Here is a 23443-nt window from a genome sequence, read left to right as displayed (position 1 = left end):
GTCACGGCAAAGGCTGCGAGCGTCGCCTACAATCGGCGTCGGTCCGCAACTGGCGGATCACAAACGTTCCGGCAAGGAGAAAGCATGGCAGCGCCGCCACGCAACCCGATGACGCAACCCGATGCAGTCGACAGCAGCGAGCACAACGACGACACGCACCATCACGGTGCGCTGTCGGTGTTCCTGGTGTTCCTGCGGCTGGGGCTGACCTCGTTCGGCGGACCGGTGGCGCACCTGGCGTACTTCCGCGCCGAGTTCGTGGCGCGCAGGCGCTGGATGAGCGAGCGCGCCTACGCCGATCTCGTCGGCCTGTGCCAGTTCCTGCCCGGACCGGCCAGCAGCCAGGTCGGCGTGGCGCTCGGGTTGTCGCGTGCCGGCTATGCCGGGGCGCTGGCGGCATGGACAGGCTTCACGCTGCCGTCGGCAGTGGCCATGATCCTGTTCGCGCGAGGACTGTCGGCGTGGGGAGCGGCCGTTCCGGCGGGATTGCTCCACGGCCTCAAGCTGGTGGCCGTGGCGGTGGTGGCGCAGGCGTTCTGGGGCATGGCGCGCAGCCTGTGCCCGGACACGCTGCGCGTCACCATCATGGCGATGGCGGCGTGCCTGGCCGTGGCGGTGCCGGGCCCGTGGATACAGGTGGCCGTCATTGCCGCCACGGCGATCGCCGGCCTCGTGCTGATGCGCCCGCAAGCGGACCTGGCGCATGACCCGTTGCCGATGCCTGTCAGCCACCGCGCGGGCCTTGCCGCGCTGGTGCTCTTTGCGGTGCTGATGGCCGGCCTGCCATGGCTTGCGCGGCAAGCGGGCGCGGGCGGGCTGCAGATGTTCGATGCGTTCTTCCGCTCCGGCGCGCTGGTCTTCGGCGGCGGCCATGTCGTGCTGCCGCTGCTTGACGCCGCGGTGGTGCCGACCGGCTGGGTCGGCCGCGATGCGTTCCTGGCCGGCTACGGCGTGGTGCAGGCCATGCCCGGCCCGCTGTTCACGTTCGCCGCATTCCTGGGCGCGGCCATGCAGATCGAGCCGTCCGGCTGGGGCGGCGGGCTGCTGTGCCTGGTGGCCATCTTCCTGCCGGGTGTGCTGCTCGTGATCGGCGTGCTGCCGTTCTGGGAAAGCCTGCGCCGCAACCGGCGCGCGCAGGCTGCGCTTGGTGGCGTGAACGCCGGCGTGGCAGGCCTGCTGCTGGCCGCACTGTACCAGCCGGTGTGGACCAGCGCGGTCCATGCGCCGCTTGATTTCGGGCTGGCCGTGGTGGCGCTGGTGGCGCTCGTATTCTGGCGCATCCCGCCCTGGCTCGTGGTGGCGGTGGCCGCTGCTGTGGGCTGGGCCAGCGGGCTCTGAGTGCCGGATAGGGCGCCGTCGACGTCGCCGATTTCGTCGGAACCATCCCTGTCAGCGAATTGTCAACAACCTGACCTAGGGTCAAAACCTGGCGCTACAGGGTTTCCCTGGGCCCGAGCATGCCTGGAATCACCTGAAGGAGGTTGCCATGTCGGTCAAACTCAGGTGCTGGTCGGAAGATGGCGAAGAGGTCATCGACGTTCCCCAGTCCACGCTGGCCGCGCAGGTTGCGCAGCTCGCGGAGGACGAAGCGCACCACGCGCCGAAAGCACCGCAGCCGGCGGAGTTCACCAAGTGGACGATGCCGGATGATCCGGACCGCTACGCAGACTTTGCGTAGTCCATGTGGCACCCGGCGCAGGCTGTCGGGTGCTGTCTCACAGAACATTCCATTCCCTTTCCACCGGACCAGCCGCGCGCACGCAGCCCATGCGCGCGGCCTGCGGCTTGCCCCATCCCACTACTCCGGAAAGGCTGATATCTCGCTTTTCGCATAGGACGCGGTCTCGCGTTTTCATATGCTTCGGTCATCGCGCTGCACCCTTCCAAACGCGGCGAGAACGATGACTGGAGACATCAATGCCCTTGTTCCTGAACGAAGTCTGGCTTGGCGATATCAAGCCCGAACTGATCGAAGAGGCCGTGACCTTCTTCGGCAACCTGAGCGTCGGCACCAAGCCCGACAACCTCCCGCCCGATTTGCGCATGATCGCCGGCCCCTGGCTCTCGGCCGAGGAGGCCAAGGTGATGTTCATCTTCGAGATCGACGACCCGTCGACGATGTTCGATGCCTACGCCGAACGCGTGGTCAGCGGCCTGTTCGCGCGGCGCAAGCTGACGCTGCTGTCCGGCTGGGACCAGATGAAGGCTTATACCGACCGCGTCGCCAGCGCCTGATCCACATCGAAACAAGGAGAACGAACATGCCGAAGTTTTTCAATGAAGTGTGGCTGCGCGATATGTCGCCCAAGACCATGCAAGGGGTCGTGGACTTCCTCGGAAACCTGCGCCAGGGCGTGCGCCCGCACAACCTGCCCGGCGACCTGAAGCTGCTCGCGGGCCCGTGGTTGTCCAATGAAGAGGCGAAGGTCTATTTCGTGTTCGAGATCGACGATCCGACCGAGACCTTCGAGGCCTTCGCCGAACGCGTGGCCGACGGGCTGTTCCTGAAGCGCCGCCTGACGCTGATCCAGGACTGGGACGGCGCGCGCAGCTTCTCGAAATACCTCAGCGGCCGGCAGTTGAAGGCAGCATAGGCGGGCAGCCACCCGCCCTGGCGGCCCCCGGGGCCGCCGCCGCGCGACAGCGCAGGACACTACAAGACCGACCGCAGGAGACAAAGAATGAGCGGTATCAACAGCGGGCGCCGCCTGGCGCTCAAGCAGGGTATTGCGCTGGCGGCGGCCTCTGCCGCCTCTGGCCTGATGCTCCACGCCCCCGCCCGCGCGGCGGGGCAGACCTACAACTACAAGCTCGGGATCGCGCTGGACGCGACGCACCCGACCACGGTCAACCTGACCGCTGCCGCCGCCGAGATTGCGCGCGTCTCCAACGGCCGCCTGAACATCCGCGTATTTCCCAACAGCCAGCTCGGCAGCGACACCGACATGGTGTCGCAGGTGCGTTCGGGCGCCATCGACCTTGTCAGCACGGCGGGCCTGATCTGGGGCACGCTGGTGCCGGCCGCTTCCGTGAGCGGCATCGGCTTTGCGTTCCCGAGCTACGAGCAGGTCTGGAAGGCCATGGACGGCGAACTCGGCGCGCATATCCGCGGCGCGTTCGCGAAGGTCAACCTGATGCCGCTGCCGAAGATCTGGGACCACGGCTTCCGCCAGGTCACCAGCAGCAACCGGCAGATCAACACGCCGCAGGACCTGAGCGGCTTCAAGATCCGCGTGCCGCTTAGCCCGGCGCTCACGTCGATGTTCAAGGCCTTCGGTGCCGCGCCTGCCGGCATCAATATGGCGGAGACGTACACCGCGCTGCAGACGAAGATCGTAGACGGGCAGGAGAACCCGCTGACGATCCTCGGCACACAGCGTCTCTATGAAGTGCAGAAGTACTGCTCGCTGACATCGCACGTTTGGGACGGTTTCTGGCTCGTAGCCAACCTGCGCACATGGAACGCGCTGCCCGATGACCTGCGCCAGCTCGCCGCCACCACGTTCGATACCTACGCGGTCAAGCAACGCCAGGCCGTCGATGCGCTCAATACCCGCCTGCGCGAAGAGTTGAAGGGCCGCGGCATGGTCTTCAACCAGCCGGACGTGAAGGCCTTCCGCGACTACCTGAGCCAGGCCGGCTTCTACCGCGACTGGCAGAAGAAATTCCCGGCCGAGACCTGGGCGATGCTCGAAAAGTACGCCGGCAAGCTGGTCTAGCCACGGCAACGTTCCCCTGTCGGTATCCGCTGGCCGGTGGCGCTGCGCCACCGCCATGCCGGCGCTCACACACAAAAAACCTGGAGACATCATGGCATTCATCGCGCGCGTGGCATCGCTCATCACGCTGGGCTTCACCCTTTCCTGCATGGGCACGCACAGTGCCGCGGCGCAGGAGACCAGGGGCAAGTACATGAAGACGCCGACCGGCTACCTGATGGTGCTGCGTCATGGCGACAACGTGCTGCAAAACCTGGAGCAACTGGCGCGCGAGGAGAAGATCCCGAGCGCCAGCTTCGTCGGCATCGGCTTCATGCAGGAGGCCACGTTCGGCTTCTACGACTTCGGCCGCAAGCAGTTCGACCCGAAGACGTACCGCAATGTCGAGATGGCCAATATGACCGGCTCCATCGCTTGGAAGGAAGGCAAGCCTTCGATCCACGCGCACGGCACGGTGACGGATGGCACCTTCCAGGGCGCCGGCGGCCACCTGCTCGGGCTGACCGTTGGCACTGGATCGTGCGAGATCACCGTCACGGTCTACCCGCAACGGCTGGAGCGCTTCGTCGATCCTGAAATCCAGGCCAACGTACTTGGCTTGCCGCAGCAATGACGGAGGCGGGACATGTCCACGCATATGGTCGATATCAATGCCCCGCGCATGGAGCCCGATGCGGGGGCACTACCGGGCAGCACCCCCGCGCGCGTACTGCGGTTCGCCGACAGGGCTCTGGGTGTGATGACCGAAGTGCCGGCCGCGCTGCTGGTGGTGGCCGAGATCGGCGTGCTGTTCAGCGGCGTGCTCAGCCGCTATGTCCTGCACACGCCGCTGGTGTGGGTCGATGAACTGGCTTCGCTGCTGTTTATCTGGCTCATCATGCTCGGTGCCGCAGTCGCGTTCCGGCGCGGCAGCCACATGCGCATGACCGCGCTCGTCGACGCGGCGACACCGAAGTGGCGCGCCGTGTTCGAACTCGTGGCGACCGTCGCCGCGCTGACCTGGCTCGCGCTGGTTGCGCATCCGGCGTGGGAGTTCGCGAGCGAGGAAGCGGTGGTGACCATGCCGGCGCTGGATATCTCCAATGCCTGGCGTGCCGCCGCGCTGCCGCTTGGCATCGCGCTGATCCTGTTGATGAGCGTGGTGCGGCTGTTGTCTACGTCGACCTTGCGTGTGGCGCTGCTGGCTCTGCTTGCGTGCGGCGCGGTGGTCGGCGGCCTGGTCATGCTGCAGCCCGTGTTACAGGGGCTCGGCAATGCCAACCTGCTGGTCTTCTTTGTCGGCATCGTGGGTTTGCTGGTCTTCACCGGCGTGCCGATCGCGTTCTCGTTCGGGCTGGCCACCTTCGGCTACCTGTCGCTGACCACCTCCACGCCGACCATCGTCGTCATCGGCCGCATGGATGAAGGCATGTCGCACCTGATCCTGCTCGCGGTGCCGATGTTCGTGTTCCTCGGCGTGCTGATCGAGATGACCTCGATGGCGCGCGCCATGGTGCAGTTCCTGGCCAACCTGCTCGGCCATATCCGCGGCGGCCTGTCGTATGTGCTGATCGGGGCGATGTATCTCGTCTCCGGTATCTCGGGCTCCAAGGCGGCGGATATGGCGGCTGTCGCGCCGGCGCTGTTTCCCGAGATGAAGAAGCGCGGCGCCGATGATGGCGACATGGTGGCGCTGCTCGCCGCAACGGGCGCGCAGACCGAGACGGTGCCGCCGAGCCTGGTGCTGATCACCATCGGGTCCGTCACGGGCATCTCGATTGCCGACCTGTTCACGGCGGGCCTGATGCCGGGCATCGTGCTGGCCCTGGTGCTGGGTCTCGTGGTCTGGTGGAAGGCGCGCAAGTCGGGTGCCGCGTGCAGTGCGAAAGCCACGCGCGCCATGATCGGCAAGAGCCTGGTGGTGGCACTGCCCGCGCTGGCGCTCCCGTTCGTCGTGCGTGCAGCGGTGGTGGAAGGCGTGGCAACGGCGACCGAGGTCTCGACGATCGGCATCGTCTACGCGCTGATCGTCGGCCTGCTGGTGTATCGCAAACTGGATCTGCGCCAGCTCTGGCCGGCGCTGGTCGATACGGCCGCGCTGTCCGGCGCGATCCTGCTGATCATCGGCACCGCCACCGGCATGGCCTGGTCGCTAACACAGTCCGGCTTCTCCGGCGATCTGGCTGCGGCCATGGCGCAGCTGCCAGGCGGGGCACCGGCATTCCTGGCGGTCTCCATCCTTGCCTTCGTGCTGCTGGGCAGCGTGCTGGAAGGCATTCCCGCCATCGTGCTGTTCGGGCCGCTGCTGTTCCCGATCGCGCGCCAGCTCGGCATCCACGATGTCCACTACTCGATGGTGGTTGTGCTGGCCATGGGCATCGGCCTGTTCGCGCCGCCGTTCGGGGTCGGCTACTACGCCGCCTGCGCCATCAGCCGCACGAAGCCGAGCGAGGGCGTACGGCATATCTGGCGCTACATGGCTTTCCTGTTCATCGGCACCGTCGTGGTCGCGGCCGTGCCCTGGATCTCCACCGGTTTCCTCCATCACTGATTGCCCATGAAATTCGCAGCCTTCGTCGAGTACGCCAACGAGCCCGAGCGCATCGCGCAGTTCCGGCCCGCCCATCGCGCCTATCTGCAGGACCTGCTGCAACGGGGACGCCTGGTCATTGCCGGTCCGTTCGCCGACGGCAGCGGCGCCCTGTTCGTGTACGAGGCCGCCAATGAAAACGAGGCCAGCAAGCTGGCGGCCAATGATCCGTTCGCGAAGGCGTCGCTGTTCAGGGGCATCGTCATGAAGCCCTGGAAGCTCGTGTTCGCGAGCACCGACAACCTGACCCTTGCACTGTGAGATCGAACATGAGCATGGATAACACCATCCTGCAAAGACTGGCCACGTCGCTGCGCGATGCGGCACAGGAGCGCCAGCCGATCGCGCCGGTGCGTGAAGCACTGGCCGATATGGGCGTCGAGGGCGCCTATGCGGTTCAGGACATCAATACGGCCTACTACCTTGATACCGGACGGCGGCTGACGGGCCGCAAGATCGGCCTGACGTCGAAATCCGTACAACAGCAGCTTGGCGTCGATGCGCCCGATTTCGGCATGCTGTTCGCCGACATGGAACTGGCGCCCGATGAAGAGGTGGCACTCGGCCGCGTGCTGCAGCCGAAGGTCGAAGCCGAAGTTGCCGTGGTACTGGAGCGCGACCTGAAGCATGAACCGGTCACGCTGTCGCAGCTGATGTCGGCCATTGCCTATGTACTGCCTGCCGTAGAGATCGTCGGCAGCCGTATTCGCGAGTGGGATATCCGCCTGCTCGACACGGTGGCGGACAATGCGTCGTCCGGACTGTACGCACTTGGGACGCAGCCGAAGAAACTTTCGGAGGTGGACCTGCGCACGTGCGGCATGCTGATGGAGCGAAAGGGCGAAGTCGTTTCGCTTGGCGTGGGCGCGGCCTGCCTGGGCCATCCGCTCAACGCTGCGCTGTGGCTGGCCCGCAAGATGGCCGAAGTGGGCCGGCCGCTGCACGCGGGCGACGTCATCATGACCGGCGCGCTCGGGCCGATGGTGACCGTTGCACCCGGCGATGTCATCGACACCACCATCGCAGGCCTCGGCATCGTCCGCACGGCCTTTGCCTTGAACTGAACGGGCGTCGGGCTCAGTCCTTGCGCGTCAGCTTCCGGATCAGGTCGATCACGGTCCGGCTGGCGTAGGTCAGTGGACGTTGCGTGCTGGTGGCCAGCACCAGCGTGCGCGTCAGGACCGGGTCGGTGATGCGGCTCACGGCAATGCGCCCGAGCTGCATCTCGACGGCCACGGCCTGGCGCGTCAGGATCGTGTACGCGGCGCCATTCGCGACGATCTCGCGCATGGCGGTCAGCGAATCGACCTCGATCTGGGTGTTCAGGTGGACGCCCGCCTTCTTCGCCTCGTCGAGCAGCATCATGTGGAAGCCGTCGGGCGCGCCGGGCAGCACGAGCGGCAACGCCGCGGCATCGGCAAACCGGCAACTGGGCTTTGCGACATTAGGATCGCCCGCGCGCGCGATCAGGTACAGCTCGTCGGTGGCGAGTTTTTCGTCGGTCTTGTGAATGCGTTCGCCATAGCGCGAAAACACGCCCACGTCGGTGCGGCCGCTGGCCAGCGCCTCTTCGATATTGCCCGCGAACCCTTCCATCAGGCGCAGCTCGATCTTCGGGAAATCCGCGCGCACGACCTGGAACAGCGGGCCGACGATCTGCTGCGTGATCGACGCCTGCAAGGCGAGCCTGACGGGGCCGCTCGGGACTTCGGCCCGGTCGCGGATATCGTTCCGGAGCAGTTCGAATTCGCCGAGCAACGCTTTCACGCGCGGCATGATCGACTGCCCGAACTCCGTCAGCACCACGCCGCGTCCGGTGCGATAGAACAGCTTCGCGCCGAACTCGCTCTCCAGTCCCGCAATGTGCTTGCTGAGCGCGGACTGCGCGATGCCGCGCGACGCGCAGACCTTGCTCAGGCTGCCGGCTTCGACGATGTCGGATAACAGTTGCAGGTGCTTGATGTCCATCGCCTGATTGCGTCTGTGGGGTCGTGTCCGCGGAGCCGCTGGAAGGCCACGCGGTGGCGACGATTGTAGCGAAATGGCTCGTCTCGCAACGCCTGTTCGCTGCCCCTTTTCGCAAGCATGACGCGAGAGCGGAGAAGGACGCCAACCTGTACCATCGCATCTTGGCCGCCTGGCGCGGCGGCGGGAAATTCGTGGGGAAGGGCATGGTATTGCAGGCAGGAAAGATGTTCATGGCGGGCGAGGCGGGCAAGATCGAACTGATCGTCGATACGCCGCGCACGCAGGCACATGGGATCGCCGTCATCGGGCACCCGCATCCGCTGCAGGGCGGCACGGCCACGCACAAGGTCCCGCACGTGCTCGCGAAGGCCCTGGCCGCAAGAGGCTATGTCGCGGTGCGGCCAAATTTCCGCGGCGTAGGCGATACCGAGGGCGAGCATGACAACGGAGACGGCGAGACCACCGACACGGTTGGCGTCATCCATCACCTTCGACAGGTATACCCGGGACTGCCCCTGGTCCTCGCAGGATTTTCATTCGGCGCGTACGTTATCGCGCGCACGGTGGAAGTGCTGAGCGGCGAGGGGCTGCAGTGCCCGCTCCTGATCCTCGCCGGCATGCCGTGGGGGACCATTCCCGGGCACCGGAGCTACGAGACGCCAAACGTGCCATCGACCGCACTGGTCGTGCATGGCGAGAAGGACGAGCGCGTGACCCTCGGCGCCGTGCTCGACTGGGCCCGCCCGCAGGAACTGCCCGTCGTGGTGGTGCCGGGCGCCAATCACTTCTTTACCGGAAAGCTCGGCGCGCTGGAGCGCGTGGTCGGCGGCTATCTCGACCATCTCCCCGCGCCGGGCGCGAACGCTTGACCCTCCAGATCCACTTGCTGTAACGGGCTGTAAACAGTCGCCGGCATCGCCTCGTTGCGATTTTAAATGAGAACGATTATCCTTTTTGCTTGCGATTAATTTGTGACTTCAGTGTCACAGTCTCTGTGCGGCCTGCGCCGCCCGTCCACAGCAATGACCGAAACCGAGCCGGCGTCCGGCCAGCAGCGACGTGCCTTCTGGCTCAAGCATCTCCATCAGTGGCACTGGATCAGTTCCGCGATCTGCCTGATCGGGATGCTGCTGTTCGCCGCGACCGGCTTCACGCTGAACCATGCGGCCCAGATCGAGGCGTCGCCCAGCGTGGTGACGCGCCAGTCCACCGCGCCGGCGAGCCTGCTTTCGGCGCTGAAATCTGCCATGCCGGCGGCCTCGGGCAGCGGGCGCGATGCCAAAAGTGTCGTGCCGCCTGTGCTGGCCGACTGGCTGTCGCGCGAACTCGCTATCGACGCCAAAGGGCGCGAGGCGGAATGGTCCGCCGACGAGGTCTACGTCTCGCTGCCCCGTCCGGGCGGCGACGCCTGGGTCAGCCTGGCGCTGGATACCGGCGAGACCCAGTACGAGACCACCGCGCGTGGCGCCATCTCGTACCTGAATGACCTGCACAAGGGCCGCAACACCGGCCGCGCGTGGAGCCTGTTCCTGGATGTGTTCGCGCTGGCCTGCCTGGTCTTCTGCGTGACCGGCCTTGTCCTGCTCAAGCTGCATGCTGCCGGCCGCGTGGCCACGTGGCCGCTGGTGGGACTGGGGCTGGTGGTGCCGCTGCTGCTGGCCATCCTGTTCATCCACTGACCTGATCGATCGGCACCGTACCCATCTTTCCTGCATCTTCCTGAAGAGGTTTTCCGATATGCGCCGACTGCTCTCCGTCACCCTCACCGGCATGGCCGCCGTGCCGCTGGCCGGCCCCGCCTTCGCGGCCGACATGAACGTGAAGGTGGAAATTCCGCGCCTGAACGTGGCGGAGTATCACCGCCCCTATGTCTCGGTCTGGGTGGAGCGCGCCGACCAGAGTCCGGTGTCGACGCTGGCGGTCTGGTACGACGTCAAGAACAAGGAAGGCACCAAGTGGCTCAAGGACATGCGCCAGTGGTGGCGCAAGGCCGGGCGCGACACGCAGATGCCCGCCGATGGCATTTCCGGCGCCACGCGCGCGCCAGGCGAGCACACGCTCACTTTCACGGATGGCAAGGCACCGCTTGGCAAGTTGCCGGCAGGTGACTACCAGCTCGTGGTCGAGGCCGCGCGTGAGGTCGGTGGCCGCGAACTGGTGCGCGTGCCGTTCACCTGGCCGCCGCAATCGGCCCGGACCGCCCGCGCCAAGGGCGAGCATGAACTGGGCGGCGTGACCGTCGACCTGAAGCCCTGATGCCCGTGATGCCTGATCCCAACCGGAGACCGACGATGAAGACCTTCCAAGCGCGCCTGTCCACCCGCCTGGCCGTGCTGGCCCTGGCGACCCTGGCCCCGCTGGCCGCCCATGCGCACCGCCAATGGCTGTTGCCCTCGGCCACCGTGCTGTCCGGCAACGACACCTGGGTGACCGTGGATGCCGCGGTCTCCAATGACCTGTTCTACTTCGAGCACGTGCCGCTGCGCCTGGACAACCTGGTCGTAACCGGCCCGGACGGCACCGCCCTGAAGGCGGAGAACGCCTCGACCGGACGTTACCGCAGCACCTTCGACGTGCACCTGACCCAGCCCGGCACCTACCGCGTGGCGGTGCTCAACCAGGGCCTGTTTGCAAGCTACAAGGAAAACGGCCAGACCAGGCGCTGGCGCGGCACGGCCGAGGCGTTCGCGAAGGAAGTGCCCGCTAACGCCACGGACCTGCAGGTGACGCAGGCCGAAGGCCGCGTCGAGTCCTTCGTCACCAACGGCAAGCCGAGCAGCAAGAGCCTGGCCGCCAGCGGCCGCGGCCTGGAACTGGCCCCCATCACGCATCCGAACGACCTCGTGGCCGGCGACACGGCGAGCTTCCGCCTGCTGCTGGACGGCAAGCCGGCGTCCAACCTGAAGGTGGCCGTGGTGCCGGGCGGCATCCGCTATCGCGACCAGCTGCAGGAGTTCAGCGCCACCACCGACGCCGACGGCAAGTTCAGCGTCAAGTGGCCGGCCCCGGGCATGTACTGGATGGAAGCCGAGGTCCGCGACGAGAAGACCTCGGTCAAGGCCGCCAAGACCCGCCGCGCCACCTACGCGGTGACGGTCGAAGTGCTTCCGCAATAAGCGGCCGGAAGGGTTTGCCAGCTTGAACCGCGTCCTGATCCCGCTATCGCTGTCCGCGCCGCCGGTGCCACCCGGCGTGCAGGCGCGCGCGCAGCGCTGGGCCGGCGAGACCATGGGCACGACGTGGTCGGTGGTGGCCATGCTGTCGCCGCAGGCCGATGCCGACGCGCTGGAGCAGGGCATCCGCGCCGTGCTGGAGGGCGTGATCGCGCAGATGAGCAACTGGGCGCCGGACTCGGACGTGAGCCGCTTCAACCGCGCTGCCGCCGGCACGTGGGTCGCGCTGCCGGCAGACTGCCTGCGCGTGCTCGCCTGCGCGCTGCAGGTGGCTCGCGACAGTGGTGGCGCCTACGACCCGAGTGCCGGGCCGTTGGTCGACCTGTGGGGTTTCGGCCCTGCGCCGCGGCGCAGCGCGCCGCCGGCACACGACCAGGTTGTGCAGGCCAGACGGCAATGCGGCTGGGGCCGTGTCCAGCTCGATGCCGACGGGGGGCGCGCGCTGCAGCCCGGCGGCGTATCGCTCGACTTCTGCGCGATTGCCAAGGGCTTCGCGGTGGACGCCGTCGCGCAATACCTGCAAGCCCACGGCGTGGCGCACCACCTGACCGAAATCGGCGGCGAACTGCGCGGCCACGGCGTCAAGCCGGACGGCATGCCGTGGTGGGTGGCGCTGGAAACGCCGCCTGACGGTGGCGCCGCCACGCACGAACAGACGCTGGTGGCGCTGCACGGCCTGTCGGTTGCCACCTCGGGCGACTACCGGCGCTTCTTCGACAGCGAAGGCCGCCGCTATGCGCACACCATCGACCCGCGTACCGGCTATCCCGCCAGCCATGCGCTGGCCTCGGTCACGGTGCTGCATGCCGAATGCATGATGGCCGATGCGCTTTCGACCGCCCTGACCGTGCTTGGCCCGCAGGCCGGCATGGCGCACGCACGCCGGCATGGCATTGCCGCACGCTTCCTGGTGCGCACGCCGGGCGGCTTTGACGAACATCTTTCCCCGGCCTTCGCCGCGATGCTGGCGTGAATCGCTTTGTCACATGCTGGCTGGCCGCAGTGGCCGGCGTCTGCCTGGCCATGCTGAGCGCTTCGCGCATCGGCATGGTGGCAGGCGTGTTGCTCGCCTATGCGGGCTTCTGTGGCGCTGTTTTCGATCATCACCGCCGTCGCCGCGCACGCGTCTCGTCGCTTGCCCCGTTCACGGACCGGGACGATGCCACGCTGGTGGCCTATGCCAGCCAGACCGGCTTTGCCGAGCAGCTGGCCATGCAGACCGCCACGGCGCTGCAGGGGGCCGGCATGCCGGTGCACCTGCTCTCGTTCGCGGACCTGGATGCGCGCCGCCTCGCCAGCTTCCGGCAGGCGCTGTTCGTGGTCAGCACCACCGGAGAAGGCGATGCGCCAGACAGCGCCTCGGGGTTTGCGCGCCGCTTGCTTGCCGGCGCAGGACCGGATGCATTGCGGCAGCTTCGTTATGGCGTGCTGGCCCTTGGCGACAGCAGCTACGCGCGCTTCTGCGCGTTTGGCCACGTGCTGTCCGCCTGGCTGCAGCGCCACCATGCGCGTCCGTTGTTCGATCTGATCGAGGTCGACAATGGCGATGCCGGCGCGCTGCGTCACTGGCAGAACCATTTGTCGGCGCTCAGTGGCGGTGCGGAGATCGCCGACTGGGAGCGTCCCCGCTACGGCAGGTGGCAGCTTTCGGCGCGCCATCACTTGAATCCCGGCAGCCAGGGCGCCCCGGCGTTCCACCTCGTGCTCAAGCCCGAGGCCGCCATGCCGGACTGGCAGCCCGGCGACATCGCCGAGATCGGCCCTCGCCATGACCCCGCCGACATCGGCAAGCTGCTCGACAAGCTGGCGATGGACGGTGCCACGCCCGTTCGCTGCGATGGCCAGGCGATGTCGCTGTCGGAGGCGCTCGCCACGCGCCTGCTGCTGCCGGAAGGGCACCTGGCGACGATGCGCGCCGTGCCGCCGCAACAGCTTGTCGATGCGCTGTCGCCGCTGCCGCATCGCGAGTATTCGATTGCCTCGCTGCCGCAGGACGGGCAGCTTGACTTGCTGGTGCGGCAGGCTCGGCATGCCGATGGGCGGCTCGGGCTGGCGTCGGGGTGGCTGACCAGCCATGCGCCGGTGGGCGCGCGCATTGCGCTGCGCATCCGCACCAATCGCAGCTTCCACCCTCCGGTCGAGGATTGCGCGCTGATATGGATTGGCAACGGGACGGGGCTGGCCGGCCTGCGCGGACATCTGAAGGCGCGTGCGCTGGCCGGACGGCATCGCAACTGGCTGATCTTCGGCGAGCGTTCGGCGCGTCACGACGATTTCTTTGCCGATGAACTGGCTGCGTGGCAGGCCGACGGCGTGCTGGAGCGGCTGGAGCTTGTCTATTCGCGCGATGGCAGCGCCGTGCGCTACGTGCAGGATGCGCTGCGCGAACGCGCGCAGTTGCTGCGTGAATGGGTCGATGCCGGGGCGGCCATTTATGTGTGCGGCAGCCTGCAGGGCATGGCAGGCGGCGTCAATGATGCGCTGGCCGACGTGCTCGGCGCGCAGGTCTTGCGACAGTTGACCGAGCAGGGGCGCTACCGGCGCGACGTCTACTAGCCGGCCGCGTCAGCCCACGTACCAGAGGATGCTGACAAACTGGCATGTACTGCCCGCCAGCACGAACAGGTGCCAGATGCCGTGGAAGTGCCGGACCTTCTCGTCGAACAGAAAGAACCCGATGCCGGCCGTATAGAGCGCGCCGCCCGCCACCAGCCACCACAAGCCCGCTGCCGGCAACGCGGCCGCGAGCGGCTGGAACGCGATCAGCACCAGCCATCCCATCACCACGTAGATCGACAACGAAAACACGCGCGTGCGCCGGCCGATCCAGAGTTCCTGCACGATGCCGATCACCGCGAGTCCCCAGTTGATGCCGAACAGTGCCCATCCCCACGGCCCGCGCAGCGTGACCAGCGCAAAGGGCGTATAGCTGCCTGCAATCAGCAAATAGATCGCGCAATGGTCGAGCCGCTGGAATACGTCCTTGGCCGGGCCGCGCAGGCTGTGGTACAGCGTGGAGATGGAGTAGAGCAAAACCAGCGTGGTGCCGTAGACCACGGAACTGACCACCTTCCACGCGTCGTGGTAGAGGGCCGAGGATGTCACCAGCACCGCCATGCCGGCGGCTGCCAGGATGGCGCCGGCAAGGTGGCTGTAACCGTTGAATCGTTCGCCGCGATACATGCGCCGTCCTCCGGGAAAACTCAGTCGGTGCGCAATTCGCGGTTGCAACTGCGGATGCGCGAAGCCGTATTTTCGCACGGGTGCGGTGGCCGACCCCCGCAAGGCCCTGACGCGAGTCATGGCTTCGTTGCCGCGCCGCGACGGCGTTGCGACATATTCATCAGATTTGCTCCGAGAAACCCCGCCATTCATGGCGCGATGCTGCCTTCGCTGGCCAACACGTGGGTGTCTATGACCAAGGATACGTCGCTGGCCTATATCGTCGGCTTCACCGAGCTGTCGACGCTGGCGGCACAGGTCAACGGGCGCAATATGAGCTATGCCGCCGAAGTGTTCGTCGCCGTGGCCTTGCTCTGCTTCCTTGCTTGTGCGGCGATTGAATCGTGCGCCGCATTGCTGTTGGCGCCGGGCAGATACCGGCAGCGCCGGACGTACCCCCATGTGGGCGCCGCTACTGCGTGGCCGGCTTCAGCCTCGCGAAATCCGTGACGGCGGCGCGTTCGGTCCGCCGGCTAACCGAGCGCGGCGTCCAGCATGGCAATGGCAAGCCCGACCAGCAGCGCCACCGCCGACGCGATGAACCAGCGCACGGTCTGCCGATACTCGCTGACGGCATCGTCCTCGATGCGCAAGGCGCGGAACAGTGCCACGATCTGCAAGACGACCGCCCCGACCAGTGAAAGCGCGGCAAACAGCGCGCGCGCGTTCCAGTGCCCCGGACTCTCGAAGCCCCAGAAGCGCCAGAAGGCGAGCGAAAAGCCCAGCAGCACGGTGATGGCCGTGATGATGCCCTGGCGATAGCCTGCGGGCACCATCTGCGGCGGGATATCCGGCGGGATATCCGGCGGGGCCATGTCTGGCGGCCTTATGGTTGCGTCGAGGGCAGTTCGACCACGGCCACCGTTGCAACCAGGCCGCCCAGCACGCGGCTGCGATGGCCCTTGCCAGTCGTATCCTCCAGCAGCAGCGCGCTGCCGGGGACCAGCGAACGGCGTTCGCCGTCGGAGGCTTCGAACTCCATCTCGCCGTCCAGCATGAACATCCACATTCGCAACGGCGTCGTATGCAGGTCTCCTGCCCAGCCGGCAGGCACCACCAGGAAACCCTGGCGGACGGCAGGCGGCATCGGTGAAACCCAGAACGATGGGGCAGGCGGCGCGAAATTGCGCTCGGACATTTCCATCGACAACGCGCCGAAATGCGATTCGCCGGATGCATCGGCGTACAGGCGGCCGAACGCGAGCGTGGAATGGTGGGAAGCGGGGATTGCGCGGTTTGCGGGGTCAGACATGGGCGTCTCCGGCAGGGGGCGACAGCCCCCGTCGCTACGCTAACCAGTCTAGTTCGCGAGCGTGATACGGGCGCAATGTTTTGCCGTTCTAACTACTGAGCCGCGCAGCAGCCGAAGGCGATGATGCGATAGCGCGGCCACTGCCGGGCCACGGACAGGTTCGGGGCTCGTTCAATCATTGCTGGAGAGCCTGCAGACGGACGCGCACCACGCGGCAGGCAGCCGGGCATTCTCTGAAGCGAGTACCCGTACGAAATTCGTCGCACACTACGATCAATATTCGCCCGTTAGGGCAAGTAAACGCGCTTTTTGGTTACTTTTTGTCGCTCGGACAAAAAGTGACTCGCAGGCTACGCCTGCGAAACAGCCGCGCTTGCCAAGAACGACCTCGCCACAATTCGCCGAAGGAATCTCTTTAACCCGGGCGAAACCGCGACACGCCACGCACCCCCCGCCCCCATCCTTCACAACACTCAAAACGCCACACGCGCCGTCAGGCTGACACTGCGCGGATCCGCCGGCTGCAGGTAGTTCTCATACTGGAACCCCCAGTACTGCCTGTTGGTCACGTTGTTCAGCGCCGCACGCAGCGTCACGTCCTTGCCAGCCACGCGCGTGCTGTAGGTCGCCCCGAGATTGAACACCGTATAGCCGCCCGCCTGCAGCGTATTGGTCGCGTTGGCCTTGATATTGCCGGTGTACTTGCCATCGACACCAAGACGCAGCCCCGGCACGAACGGCACGCGGTAGCTCACGCGGCCGGCCAGCACCATATTGGGCGCTCCGGCCACGCGGTTGTCGACGTTCGGGTTGCCCTTGTCATAGTAGGTGTCGAGGAACATCGCGCTGCCGCCGAATTCCCACTGCGAGCCCAGGCGGTACACGCCGGCCAGTTCCAGGCCCTGGTAGATCGAGGTGCCGTCCTGCTGGCGCGTCGGCACGCCGCCGCTGACGCTGTCGTACTCCGCGCCGCGTTCGATGCGGAACAGCGCGGCGGTGGCGCTCCACCTATCCTGGTCGGCCTTGACGCCAAGCTCATACTGCTTGCTGCGGATCGGGCTGAGCAGCTGGCGCGCGTTGGTAAAGCCATCCGGCACGATCGAGCCAGGCTCCAGGGCTTCGACGTAGCTGGCGTAGACCGTGGCGGCCGCCACCGGCTTGAACATCAGCGCCAGCGTCGGCGTGATCACGCCGTTCTTCGTGTAGCTGGACGCCACCGGTACATACCCGTTCTGCTCGAAGTTGGTTACGCGCAGGCCTGCCAGCACCGACCAGCGCTCGGTGAGCTGCACGGTGTCGCTGGCAAAGACCGACTTCTGCGTGATGTCGCTGTTGCGCACCTTGTTGAATGCGGTGGAACTGAAGTAGGTGTTGGTGTTGGGCGCGTAGATATTGCCCGTGCCGATCTGGCCGCCGAAGCCGTTGTTGTCATAGCGGTCGATCTGCTTCTGCCACGACAGTCCCGCGACGACCTGGTGGCCGAACTGGCCGGTGCGGAACTTGCCTTCGAGCATCGCCTGCCACTGGCCCACCTGCTGATTCTGCGCGGTGTCGTAGCGCTGGTCGGTGTAGTCGCCGGCCTGGTTCAGCAGGTTGTAGGTGCTCTCGTTGCGGTTGCGGTTGACCTTGTTGAAGCTGTAGTTGGTGCTGACCGCCCAGTCCGGATTGATCTGGTAGCGCAGCCCCGTCGTGTAGAGCTGAAGGTTGGTGTTCAGGTGCTGGTCGGTGCCGGCGAAATTGCCGATGCGCCCGGACACGTTGGCGGGCAGCGCGGTGTCGCCGTAGGACCACAAGCTGAACGAAGGCATCTGGCCGGTCGAGCGGCGGTCCTGGTAGATCGAGTCGAAGGTCCAGGTCAGGCCTTTGGTCAGACGCGCATCCAGGTTCAGCGAGACGGTGTCGCGGTGGATGTCGCGCGCGTTGTAGGGCGCGCCTTCTTCGTGCGTGTAGTTGAGCCGGTAGCCGAACCTATTGTCCGGGCCCGCGCGGCCGCCGACGTCCACGTGCTCGCTCCAGACATTGGCGGCGCGATAGCCGAGCTCGAACGCGGCGGTGAAGGTCTCGGTCGGTTTCTTGGTGACGTAGTTGACGATGCCGCCCGGCGTGGCAAAGCCGTACATGAAGCCCGGCAAGCCCTTGAGCAGTTCCACCTGTTCCATGTGCTCGTACGGCAGCGTGATGCCATAGGCGATGAACGGCAGCCCGTTGATCTTGTAGCCGTTCTGCCAGTCGATCTGCAGGCCGCGCACCGACACGTAGCTTGACCAGCTGTTGTAGCCGTTGCTGTTGTCGGTGACAGACGCGTCCATCGCGAAGACATCACCGAGCTTGCTGACCTGGCGGTCGGCCAGGTCCTCGCCGGTGACGATGGCGGTGGAGTACGGGGTATCGAGCTGAGGGCGCGAGCCCAGCGCGCCCGTGCTCGTTTTCCGCTCAAGCTGCAAGCCGGCATCGTCGACCGCGGCGGCGCTGACCGTCACGGTCGGCAGCGACTGGGCATTGGCCGGCGCTGCCTCCTGTGCCAGCGCAGTGGCGACCGGGAAGCCGGTCAGGACGGCAAGCTGGGCCAGGGCGGCAAGCTGGTGGCGACGGGGCAAGGACGTCGGGCGTTTGGCGGCACGGCTGGACTGACGGAGCATTCGGATTGTAAATGTAGATACAAATGCGAGTGATTCGCATTTGCGAAGATGCGAATGATGCCCAGTTGCAGGGGCTCGCGTCAAGCGGGAGGGCAAAACGTTGATGAAACCACCAAGTGTGTTTGGGGCGGCCCGCAGTGAACGAAGGGCGTGCGACGCCGGGGGATGCTGCGCCGCAATGTGGCCTGATGGCTACCTCTGCCTGCGTGCGGCGGTGTATCTTGAGAGATATCGGACCCGAACGCCATTGCGGCGAGCCGGCGCCTGTGCCGTGCCGCGGAGATAACCGAATGCGCCTGAACTGCGATGCGTCGAGCCTGTCGCCACCCTTGACGGGACCGGCAGGCGCCTGGCAAGCCTGCTGGCGGCGCCTGGCCACCTTTGCCACGGCCGTCGCGTGCGCGGGTGTGCTGGCCGGCTGTGCCAGCTTGCCGGCCTCGGCGGAGCGCACGCCTTCGACCGCCCCGGCCGCGACCGCGACCGCGGACACGCCGCTGGGCAAGGCGCTGGCGCCGCGCCTGGCGCAGCATCCTGGCGATTCCCTGTTCTACCCGCTGTCGACGGGCCCCGACGCGCTTGCCGCGCGTCTGGCCATGGCGCGCGCGGCGCAGCGCAGCCTGGACGTGCAGACCTATATCTTCGAGCCCACCGGCACCGGTGCCGCCATGCTCGGCGACATCATCGACGCCGCCGACCGTGGCGTTCACGTGCGCCTGCTGCTGGACGACCTGCATACCGCCGGCCTGGACAAGGTTCTGGCCGCGGTCGACTCGCATCCCAATATTGAGGTCAGGCTGTTCAACCCGTTCGCCAATCGCAGCGCGCGCTGGCTGGAGATGTTGTGGAGCTTCAGCCGGCTGGACCGCCGCATGCACAACAAGTCGATGACGGTGGACAACCAGATGTCGGTGGTGGGCGGCCGCAACATCGGGGACGCCTATTTCTCCGCGCGCGCCGACATGGATTTCAGCGACCTCGATGTGCTCGTCGCGGGGCCGGCGGTGCCGCAAGTGTCGGCGGTGTTCGACCAGTACTGGAATGACCGGTCGTCGTATCCCGTGGCGGCGCTGGTCCCGGAAGGCAAAGACGCGCCGGAGGAAATGCGCGCCCTGCGCAAGCGGCTCGAGGCGCGGGGCGACCAGGCCAAGGCCAGTGCCTATGTGCAGGAGCTGCTCGACTCGGGCCTGGCGAAGGGTATCGAAAGCGGCCACATGCCGGCCTATACCGGCAAGGCCACCGTCATATCCGACAAAGCGGACAAGATCAGCGCGCAGACCGAGGGCGAGGGCTATGCCACGATTCGCCTCGAACGCCTGATCAGCGCCGCGAAGAACGAGGTGGTGCTGGTGTCGCCGTATTTCGTGCCGGACGATGACGGCGAGGCGTGGCTCAGTGCCATGGCGAAGCGGGGCATCCACGTGCGCATCCTGACCAACTCCTTCGCGGCCAACGATGTGAGCGCCGTGCATGCGGGCTACGCACCGCATCGCGAGGCGCTGGTGGCGGCCGGCATCGAACTGTACGAACTCAAGCCGAGCGCCAATGCCGAACTCGCGCAGCGCGGCAAGGGCGCCGGCTCCGGCTCGCGTTCGCGCACATGGCTGGCTTCGAGCCGCGCCAGCCTGCATGCCAAGAACTACATCGTCGACCGGCACCTGATGTTCATCGGCTCGCTCAACATGGATCCCCGCTCGGCCAAGCTCAATACCGAAATGGGCGTGGTGCTTGACAGCGCGGCGCTGGCCGAACGCATCCTGAAGGGCATGAACGATGGCCTGCTCGATATCGCCTATCGGCTAGAACTGCGCCAGAACCCGGACGGCAGTTCACGCCACCTGGTCTGGGTCACGCGCGAGCAGGGCCAGTTGAAGACCTACGACAGCGAACCGGGCATGGGTCCGCTCCAACATTTCGGGATTGGCGTCCTGCGCGTGCTCCCGATCAAGGAAGAGCTCTGAGCGGGAGGCGGGTGCTGCACAGCGTCTTACATGAATCTCCGATCGGCGGTAATGTCGGCCGCTGCGCCCCGGAACCCACTGACGGCCGTCCGTACTGCTTTCCGGCAGCTTCGCGCGCGGCCCGCACGCAAGGAGATCCATGAAAGCCGCTGTCCTGCATCAACCGAAGTCCCCCCTGGTGATCGAAGACGTTGCCATTGGCAAGCCCGGCCCGCATGAGGTGCTGGTGCGCACCGCAGCCGTTGGCGTGTGCCATTCCGACCTGCACTTCGTCGACGGTTCCTACCCCTATCCCATGCCCGCCGTGCTCGGCCACGAGGCCGCCGGCGTCGTGGAGCAGGTCGGCGAGCTGGTGCGGACGGTTCGCCCCGGCGACCACGTGATCAGCTGCCTGTCGGCCTATTGCGGCCATTGCGAACACTGCCTGACCGGCCACCTGTCGCTGTGCACCGAGCCCGATACGCGCCGCGGCGAGAACGAGGCCCCGCGCCTGACGGCCCCCCACGGCGGCTTGATGAACCAGTTCCTCAATCTTTCCGCCTTTGCCGAGCAGATGCTCGTGCATGAGCACACGCTGGTGGCGATCCGCCGCGACATGCCGCTGGACCGCGCCGCGCTGATCGGCTGCGCCGTCACCACCGGCTTTGGCGCGGTGGTGCATACCGCGCGCGTGCAGCCGGGCGAAACCGTGGCGGTGATCGGCTGCGGGGGCATCGGGCTGGCCACCATCAACGGCGCGGCCATTGCCGGGGCGGGGCGCATCATCGCCATCGACCGCGTGCCGGGCAAGCTGGCGCTGGCGCGGCAGTTCGGAGCCACCGACGTCGTGGAGGCCGGCGACGATACGGTGGACGCCGTACGCGCGCTGACCGGCGGCGGCGTGCATCATGCGTTCGAGGCCATCGGCCTCAAGCAGACCGCCGAGCAGGCCTTCGCGATGCTGCGCCGCGGCGGCACCGCCACGGTGATCGGCATGATCGCGCCAGGCGTGAAGATCGAGCTCAAGGGCAGCGACTTCCTCTCCGAGAAGAAGATCCAGGGCTCGCTGATGGGGTCCAACCGCTTTCCGGTGGACATGCCGCGCATGGTCGATTTCTACATGGCGGGGCGCCTGAAGCTCGACGAGCTGATTTCGCGGCGCCTGCCGCTGGCAGAGATCAACGGCGCGTTCGATGAACTGCGCCGGGGCGAACTGGCGCGCTCGGTGGTGGTGTTCGGGGATTGAGCAAGATTGGGGGCAGGCCGGTGTCAGGCCTGTACCGTCTCCCGTTTCCTGGCTGCCGGCCGCCGCGTCTCGGGCACGCCCAGCGTCTGTTCCAGCACATCCAGGAACACGCGCACGCTGGCCGGCATCAGCTTGCGCGCGGGCATCAGCACGTAGACTTTCAGCGGTGACGACGTATAGGCGGGCAGCACGCGCACCAGCTGCCCCTGCCGGATCTGCTCCTGCACGAAGCGCGGCGACAGCCGCGCGACGCCCAGGCCATCGATGGCGGCCTTCAGGCGCAGTTCGGCGTTATGCGTGCAGATTCGCGGCTCGACATCCAGGCGCGCGGTTTCGATATCGTCGCGCAGGAATTCCCAGGTATGGTCGTCGGCGTTGCCGAGCGTGGGCCAGCCGGCCAGGTCCTGCGGCGTGCGCGGCAGGCCGCGGTCGCGGATCAGGGAAGGGGCGGCATAGAAGCCGCGCTCGATCAGCACGACGCGCTTGCTGGCGAACGAGGTGTCTTGCAGCCGCGTGTTGGTCATGACGAAGGCCAGGTCGTAGCCGTGGCGGATCAGGTCGGGCTGGTCCCAGCTCACATCCACATGGATGCGCAGGCGCGGATGCAGCCGCATCAGGCGGCTCAGCCCCTCGGACAGGTGTTGCGACCCGACTTCGTACGGCGTGGAGATGCGCAGCACGCCACTGACTTCGCTGCTGACGGACGCCGCTTCCGCGCTGATCTCATGCAGCTCGGCGAACAGCGGCGCCACGCGGTCATAGAGCCGCTGGCCGCGTTCGGTCACGCGCACGCGCCGCGTGGTGCGCTCGAACAGGCGTACGCCAAGCTGGCTCTCCAGCCGCGCCACCGCGGCACTGGCCGATGACTTGGGCACCTCGGCCAGTTCGGCACCCTGCGTGAAGCCGCCGCCTTCCACCACGCGGCAGAAAATCTCCCAGTCCTTCCATTCGATTGTCTTCATGCGGGGGCTCCGGCGTCAGCGGCGCCCCTGAAGATTGCGGTCATCCTCTGGCTGAGGTGGCGGGGGCGTTTGGGCCCGATTGTCCCACAGTGTGGACAATGGCGCAGCGCGGAAACTGCGCACGATGCGAGCATGAAAGCTTCATCCTTGCATGTCGGAAATCGCCATGCGGCGCGATTCCCGACAGTACGGATCACCGATGGCTAGTTGACGATCGGGTTCTTCTTCTGCATATCGTCCTTGATCATCTTCGACCAGGCCGCGCCGACCTGCCGCTCCGTCACGTAACCGCGCTTGCGGGTGTCGATCTTGTCAAAGCGCTTGTAGACCTCAGGCATGCCGGCCTGGGCTTCGTCGCGGGTCAGCTTGCCGTCGTGGTTGGTGTCGGCTTGCTTGAAACGCTCGGAGAACCACTTCTTCCGGTCGCCCGGCGTCATTCCCGCAGGCGGTTGGGGGACTTCGTTGACGTCCGCGGTCGGTGGCGACGCCGGAGCGGCCGCCGGTGCCTGCGGTGGCGTGGGCTGTTGTGCACCGACGCTCGCGCTGGCCAGGCCCGCGGCGATGACCAGGGCACTGGCAAGGACGTTGAACCGGATCATATTCTTCTCCTTTTTCATTTTCATCTGATTTGCGCCCCGGGGGCGCTGGTAATGGGCAGTGCATGAGCGGACTTCACAGTAGTCGCTTCCATGGGCTGTACCTGCCTTCGACTCCCTACCCCCGAAGGAGCGACCCGCCGTTCAGTCTAGGTCGCTC

General features: G+C 66.5%; 25 protein-coding genes. 18 read left to right on the top strand and 7 right to left on the bottom strand.

Annotated elements, in window-relative coordinates; genetic code table 11:
- The first annotated feature begins 84 nt into the window (after positions 1 to 84).
- From chrA to mhpD, 9 genes are all read left to right on the top strand, one after another.
- Entirely contained in the window at positions 85 to 1338 is a 1254-nt protein-coding gene (chrA, locus tag AC3FKH_RS14325) for a chromate efflux transporter (protein WP_488676483.1), read from the top strand.
- A gap of 148 nt (positions 1339 to 1486) precedes the next feature.
- Entirely contained in the window at positions 1487 to 1678 is a 192-nt protein-coding gene (locus AC3FKH_RS14320) for a hypothetical protein (protein ID WP_488676481.1), read from the top strand.
- 239 nt (positions 1679 to 1917) lie between these two features.
- Entirely contained in the window at positions 1918 to 2235 is a 318-nt protein-coding gene (locus AC3FKH_RS14315) for a hypothetical protein (protein ID WP_224080921.1), read from the top strand.
- A 26-nt stretch (positions 2236 to 2261) separates the two neighbouring features.
- Positions 2262 to 2594, top strand: coding sequence for a hypothetical protein (locus tag AC3FKH_RS14310; protein ID WP_483733459.1), 333 nt, complete (start codon positions 2262 to 2264; stop codon positions 2592 to 2594).
- An 87-nt stretch (positions 2595 to 2681) separates the two neighbouring features.
- Positions 2682 to 3719, top strand: a complete 1038-nt coding sequence (locus AC3FKH_RS14305; RefSeq protein ID WP_488676478.1) for a TRAP transporter substrate-binding protein — start codon at positions 2682 to 2684, stop codon at positions 3717 to 3719.
- A 91-nt stretch (positions 3720 to 3810) separates the two neighbouring features.
- Positions 3811 to 4332: a PPC domain-containing DNA-binding protein gene (locus tag AC3FKH_RS14300; protein ID WP_488676476.1), complete on the top strand. Its 522-nt coding sequence runs from the start codon at positions 3811 to 3813 to the stop codon at positions 4330 to 4332.
- 12 nt (positions 4333 to 4344) lie between these two features.
- Complete coding sequence (locus AC3FKH_RS14295) at positions 4345 to 6249, top strand: TRAP transporter large permease (protein WP_488676474.1); 1905 nt, start codon at positions 4345 to 4347, stop codon at positions 6247 to 6249.
- A gap of 6 nt (positions 6250 to 6255) precedes the next feature.
- Positions 6256 to 6549, top strand: coding sequence for a YciI family protein (locus tag AC3FKH_RS14290; protein ID WP_488676472.1), 294 nt, complete (start codon positions 6256 to 6258; stop codon positions 6547 to 6549).
- 14 nt (positions 6550 to 6563) lie between these two features.
- Positions 6564 to 7352 carry a 2-keto-4-pentenoate hydratase gene (gene mhpD, locus AC3FKH_RS14285; RefSeq protein ID WP_488676786.1) on the top strand — a complete coding sequence of 263 codons (789 nt, stop codon included), beginning with the start codon at positions 6564 to 6566 and terminating at the stop codon, positions 7350 to 7352.
- 13 nt (positions 7353 to 7365) lie between these two features.
- Here the strand turns inward: mhpD and AC3FKH_RS14280 are convergent, their stop codons facing one another.
- Positions 7366 to 8256 (bottom strand): LysR substrate-binding domain-containing protein, encoded by an 891-nt coding sequence (locus AC3FKH_RS14280; RefSeq protein WP_488676470.1) that lies wholly within the window; start codon positions 8254 to 8256, stop codon positions 7366 to 7368.
- Between the two features lie 203 nt (positions 8257 to 8459).
- Between AC3FKH_RS14280 and AC3FKH_RS14275 the strand changes: the two genes are divergently transcribed.
- The 6 genes from AC3FKH_RS14275 to AC3FKH_RS14250 all read left to right on the top strand — a co-directional run bounded on the left by AC3FKH_RS14275 (position 8460) and on the right by AC3FKH_RS14250 (position 13985).
- Positions 8460 to 9125, top strand: a complete 666-nt coding sequence (locus AC3FKH_RS14275) for an alpha/beta hydrolase (protein WP_488676785.1) — start codon at positions 8460 to 8462, stop codon at positions 9123 to 9125.
- A gap of 153 nt (positions 9126 to 9278) precedes the next feature.
- Positions 9279 to 9935: a PepSY-associated TM helix domain-containing protein gene (locus AC3FKH_RS14270; RefSeq protein WP_488676468.1), complete on the top strand. Its 657-nt coding sequence runs from the start codon at positions 9279 to 9281 to the stop codon at positions 9933 to 9935.
- Positions 9936 to 9993: 58 nt separating this feature from the next.
- The gene (locus AC3FKH_RS14265; RefSeq protein WP_488676466.1) at positions 9994 to 10512 is read left to right on the top strand and encodes a DUF2271 domain-containing protein; all 519 of its coding nucleotides are present in this window, start codon (positions 9994 to 9996) and stop codon (positions 10510 to 10512) included.
- 35 nt (positions 10513 to 10547) lie between these two features.
- Entirely contained in the window at positions 10548 to 11372 is an 825-nt protein-coding gene (locus AC3FKH_RS14260; protein WP_488676464.1) for a DUF4198 domain-containing protein, read from the top strand.
- A gap of 22 nt (positions 11373 to 11394) precedes the next feature.
- On the top strand, positions 11395 to 12402 hold the full coding sequence (locus AC3FKH_RS14255; protein ID WP_488676462.1) for an FAD:protein FMN transferase: 1008 nt from the start codon (positions 11395 to 11397) through the stop codon (positions 12400 to 12402).
- Between the two features lie 50 nt (positions 12403 to 12452).
- Entirely contained in the window at positions 12453 to 13985 is a 1533-nt protein-coding gene (locus AC3FKH_RS14250) for a sulfite reductase subunit alpha (protein ID WP_488676784.1), read from the top strand.
- Positions 13986 to 13994: 9 nt separating this feature from the next.
- Here AC3FKH_RS14250 and trhA read toward each other — a convergent pair whose 3' ends face one another.
- Entirely contained in the window at positions 13995 to 14612 is a 618-nt protein-coding gene (gene trhA, locus AC3FKH_RS14245; protein WP_488676460.1) for a PAQR family membrane homeostasis protein TrhA, read from the bottom strand.
- Positions 14613 to 14843: 231 nt separating this feature from the next.
- Between trhA and AC3FKH_RS14240 the strand changes: the two genes are divergently transcribed.
- The gene (locus AC3FKH_RS14240; RefSeq protein ID WP_488676458.1) at positions 14844 to 15101 is read left to right on the top strand and encodes a hypothetical protein; all 258 of its coding nucleotides are present in this window, start codon (positions 14844 to 14846) and stop codon (positions 15099 to 15101) included.
- 23 nt (positions 15102 to 15124) lie between these two features.
- Here the strand turns inward: AC3FKH_RS14240 and AC3FKH_RS14235 are convergent, their stop codons facing one another.
- The 3 genes from AC3FKH_RS14235 to AC3FKH_RS14225 form a co-directional block, all read right to left on the bottom strand.
- Complete coding sequence (locus AC3FKH_RS14235) at positions 15125 to 15466, bottom strand: hypothetical protein (RefSeq protein WP_488676456.1); 342 nt, start codon at positions 15464 to 15466, stop codon at positions 15125 to 15127.
- An 11-nt stretch (positions 15467 to 15477) separates the two neighbouring features.
- Positions 15478 to 15903: a cupin domain-containing protein gene (locus AC3FKH_RS14230; RefSeq protein WP_488676455.1), complete on the bottom strand. Its 426-nt coding sequence runs from the start codon at positions 15901 to 15903 to the stop codon at positions 15478 to 15480.
- Between the two features lie 473 nt (positions 15904 to 16376).
- Positions 16377 to 18542 carry a TonB-dependent siderophore receptor gene (locus AC3FKH_RS14225; protein ID WP_488676453.1) on the bottom strand — a complete coding sequence of 722 codons (2166 nt, stop codon included), beginning with the start codon at positions 18540 to 18542 and terminating at the stop codon, positions 16377 to 16379.
- 290 nt (positions 18543 to 18832) lie between these two features.
- Between AC3FKH_RS14225 and AC3FKH_RS14220 the strand changes: the two genes are divergently transcribed.
- Both AC3FKH_RS14220 and AC3FKH_RS14215 read left to right on the top strand, forming a co-directional pair.
- On the top strand, positions 18833 to 20500 hold the full coding sequence (locus tag AC3FKH_RS14220) for a phospholipase D family protein (RefSeq protein WP_488676450.1): 1668 nt from the start codon (positions 18833 to 18835) through the stop codon (positions 20498 to 20500).
- 139 nt (positions 20501 to 20639) lie between these two features.
- Positions 20640 to 21725, top strand: a complete 1086-nt coding sequence (locus AC3FKH_RS14215) for a Zn-dependent alcohol dehydrogenase (protein ID WP_488676449.1) — start codon at positions 20640 to 20642, stop codon at positions 21723 to 21725.
- 23 nt (positions 21726 to 21748) lie between these two features.
- On the opposite strand, the gene AC3FKH_RS14210 is transcribed toward AC3FKH_RS14215, so the two are convergent.
- Both AC3FKH_RS14210 and AC3FKH_RS14205 read right to left on the bottom strand, forming a co-directional pair.
- Positions 21749 to 22687 carry a LysR family transcriptional regulator gene (locus AC3FKH_RS14210; protein ID WP_488676447.1) on the bottom strand — a complete coding sequence of 313 codons (939 nt, stop codon included), beginning with the start codon at positions 22685 to 22687 and terminating at the stop codon, positions 21749 to 21751.
- A 203-nt stretch (positions 22688 to 22890) separates the two neighbouring features.
- Positions 22891 to 23286, bottom strand: a complete 396-nt coding sequence (locus tag AC3FKH_RS14205; RefSeq protein WP_488676445.1) for an EF-hand domain-containing protein — start codon at positions 23284 to 23286, stop codon at positions 22891 to 22893.
- Positions 23287 to 23443: the final 157 nt, after the last annotated feature.

The sequence above is a fragment of the Cupriavidus sp. 21MJTG02-4 genome (genome assembly GCF_057798975.1).
Note: the sequence above shows the minus strand (reverse complement) of the source record. Positions and strands in the feature narration are given on the sequence as shown.